Genomic DNA, 3,410 nt, shown 5'->3' on the forward strand with positions numbered 1-3,410 from the left:
AGGGACGTATACCAATTCGTTCAAAAACTTCTTGAGCGACCGCACCACGGCGGGATGGCCGTGCCAAGCGTTCTTCCAATCCAGGTCCAATTCGACGCCATACTCATTCTCGAACCGTTTAATCAGCGCTTTAAGAAATAGTTTATGGGCCGAGTCCTCGACAAATAAGGCGACTTTACGCATCGAAATCACCTCGGAGGATTCGATCAGAAATCGTCGACTCCTCCACATCATCGAAAACAGTTTCGATTTGATCTTTGCGGAATGCGTAATCCGACGTTATAAACCTTTTGATTTCAGTCTTATGTTGTTTCTTATTGCAGATGTATAAAGATTCGTCCGGCACCAAATCCGGCAATATAGGGGAGTGGGTGGTGACGATATATTGGGTGTCGCCGTAAGTCGTGCGGTTTTTAAGTAATTCGGCAATTAATTCAATCCGGCGGGGATGAATGCCATTTTCTGGCTCTTCAATGGCGATGAGGGCGGGCGATTCTTTAGCGCCGGACAAAGCCAATAATCCGAGTATCCGCAACGTGCCTTCGGAGAGCAGCCGGGCGGGCATGGAGATCCCGGCCTCCCGCAAGCGCAATTCCACTTCGCCATAATCATTCACTTCCACATCAATGCCGTCGAATTCGGGCAGAATGGTTTTAATCACCTGCTCCATGGCCTCGAATTGGCGGGGATTCAGGGCTTTCAGGGTATTCAGGAAAGCGGCGAGTTCTTCGCCCATTACCCCGATGTGGCGGACTTCTTTAACTGGATTGACGGCCCGCATCCGTTCGCGGGGTTCAAAGTAGAAGAAGAGCCAGCTTTCTAGTTCTTTGCGTAATGCAGCTAGGTGCGGGTGGCCTGAGGAGGAGTGTGGTCGCGATAAAATACTGTGATCGCGATAACCTGGATAGCCCAAGCTATTGTTATCAAACACCATAAATATAGGCAACTCATGGACGTTAATTGCTTTATGCAAAAATGGCATACCCATACTATTTTGGCTATTTTCGTCCAGTGCGGTCAGGTATTCATCAGTTAGACACAAAACCCCAGATTTTGGCAAAATCTCCACTTCTATTCGGTAACGTAAATACCGCTGCCAAATCGCTGGAAGCTCCTTTTGAACAATACTTGGTGACACCGCATCCGACGGATCAAGAAACTTCATCTCATGGATTTCCCGATCCACCGCATCCACCACCGCCTGCGAAAGCCTTACATCCACCTCAATACTAAAACTCGCCCGCTCCTGCTCCAGTAATCCCTTAATACCTTTCTCGCCGAAGGTAAATGACTCCAGCGGCTTGCCCCGATACGGCGGCTCGAAGGCTTCCCGTAGCGTCCGGCAAGTCGCCATCCGGGCCAACAATTGCAGCGCATCCAGGAAATTGCTCTTGCCCGCCGCGTTCGGGCCGAACAGCACCGATAGCTCGGATAGCTCGACTTCCACGTCTTGTAGGGATTTGTAGCCGGAGATTTTGATTCGGGTCAGCATGGTCGTTTAGCCGGTGGCTGTGAAAAATGAATCGTTCCCACGGAGACCATCACTGCCATTAAGTTAAGAAAACCGAGCGCTGTGACCGCTGGAGTCCGAACTTTAGTTTGGACGTTTTTCAACGGCTTAAGCCCTTGTCCAAACTAAAGTTCGGACTCCAGACCGGCTTAACTTAATGGCAGTGACGGAGACCATGGGAACGATGGATTCAATCGACCTTAGCCGATTTTGGGCTTGACCGCCACGCCCGCTTAGAATGCGCCCCTCCCGAAAACACCCAGAGCTACCCGCCCCGTGAGCATCCTCCGCAAACTCGCCTCCCAAACCGCCGTCTATGGCCTCAGCAGCATCGTGGGCCGGTTCCTCAATTACCTCCTGGTGCCGCTCTACACCTACACCTTCCCCGCCGGGGATTACGGCGTGGTGTCGGAGTTCTACGCCTACGCCGGATTCTTCGCCGTGCTGCTGGTGTTCGGGTTGGAGACCGGCTATTTCCGCTTCCGTAGCCGCGAGGACGTGCCCGCCGAAGCGGCCTATCCGGCGGCGCTGCTGTTCGTATTGCTGGCGAACCTGCTGTTCCTCGCCGCCCTCGTCGGCTTCCGGCAACCGCTGGCCGACCTGCTGCGCTATCCCACCCACCCGGAATATCTGGTGTGGTTCGGGCTGATTCTCGCCCTCGACGCCGTGTCCGCCCTGCCATTCGCCAAGCTACGGGCCGAGGAGCGGGCCTGGCGCTTCGCCGGGATCAAAATGGCCGAAATCGCCGCCGCCATCGGCCTGAACCTCTTGTTCCTGCTGGGCTGGCCCAAAGCCGCCGCGCTGTGGCCGGATTCGCCCGTCGCCGCGCTGTACGATCCGGCGATGGGTGTGGGCTATATCTTCCTCGCCAACCTCATCGCCAGCGGCTTCAAGATGCTGCTGCTGTTGCCGCAGTTCCGGGGCGTGCGGTTCGGCGCGGGATTCCCAGTTATCAAGCCGATGCTGGCCTATTCCCTGCCCATGGTGGTGATCGGCTTCGCGGGCATGATTAACGAGATGCTGGACCGGGCCATCCTCAAATACCTGCTGCCCTACAGCCTGGAGGAAAACCTCCGCATCCTGGGCGTCTACGGTGCCTGCTACAAGCTTTCCATTTTGATGACCCTGTTTGTGCAGGCGTTCCGCTACGCCGGGGAGCCGTTCTTCTTCGCCTACGCCGGGCGGGCCGACGCCAAGCGGGCCTATGCCCTGGTGCTGAAATATTTCGTCATCTTCTGCGTATTCATCTTCCTGCTGGTGACTCTGTTCATCGACGGCTTCAAGCTGTTCATCGGCCCGGCCTATCGGGAGGGGCTGGACGTGGTGCCCATCCTGCTGATGGCGAACCTGTTCCTCGGCGTCTATGTGAACCTGTCGGTCTGGTACAAGCTCACCGACCGCACGATGCTGGGCGCGTGGGTGTCGCTGGGCGCGGCGGTGATGACGGTGGGGCTGAATTTTTGGTGGATACCGACGATGGGCTATCGCGGCTCGGCCTGGGCACATCTGGCCTGTTATGGCGGGATGGCGGCGGCGTCCTGGCTGCTGGGGCGGTTTTATTATCCGGTGCCGTACCCGTTGGCGAAGATTGCGTTTTACCTGTTGCTGGGGCTGGGGCTGTATGGGCTGGATCGGGAATTCGTCGGCTTCTGCGGGTGGAATCCGTGGACGACGGGTTCGGCCTTGCTGGCGGTGTATTTGCTGCTGGCGGGATTGTTGGATTTTCTGCCGCTGCTGAGGCGGCGGGCAACAGCGCGGTAGCCCTCTGTGGGTCGGGCTTAAGGCGATTTCCGAAAATGCTTGTCACCGTTGATCTGGACGTAGGATGGGTAGAGCGTACTCGCGAAACCCATCTAAGCCGGATACAGGGTGATGGGTTTCGCTTCGCTCTACCCATCCT

Annotated in this window: 3 protein-coding genes; 1 reads left to right on the forward strand and 2 read right to left on the reverse strand. The window is 56.3% G+C overall.

What is annotated here, in order from left to right:
- Both ACXWUF_RS20775 and ACXWUF_RS20780 read right to left on the reverse strand, forming a co-directional pair.
- The coding region (locus tag ACXWUF_RS20775) for a hypothetical protein (protein ID WP_458496468.1) at positions 1 to 183 on the reverse strand (183 nt) is incomplete at its 3' end.
- Positions 176 to 1,492 (reverse strand): AAA family ATPase, encoded by a 1,317-nt coding sequence (locus ACXWUF_RS20780; protein WP_458496469.1) that lies wholly within the window; start codon positions 1,490 to 1,492, stop codon positions 176 to 178. The genes ACXWUF_RS20775 and ACXWUF_RS20780, both read right to left, overlap by 8 nt.
- Before the next feature lie 294 nt (positions 1,493 to 1,786).
- Between ACXWUF_RS20780 and ACXWUF_RS20785 the strand changes: the two genes are divergently transcribed.
- Positions 1,787 to 3,271: a lipopolysaccharide biosynthesis protein gene (locus tag ACXWUF_RS20785; protein WP_458496470.1), complete on the forward strand. Its 1,485-nt coding sequence runs from the start codon at positions 1,787 to 1,789 to the stop codon at positions 3,269 to 3,271.
- The last annotated feature ends 139 nt before the right edge of the window (positions 3,272 to 3,410 follow it).

It is taken from the genome of Methylomagnum sp. (genome assembly GCF_054333355.1).

Bases quoted from the DNA above. Each gene is read 5' to 3' on its own strand.
- ACXWUF_RS20780 (WP_458496469.1), bottom strand. From the start codon at position 1,492: ATGCTGACCCGAATCAAAATCTCCGGCTACAAATCCCTACAAGACGTG.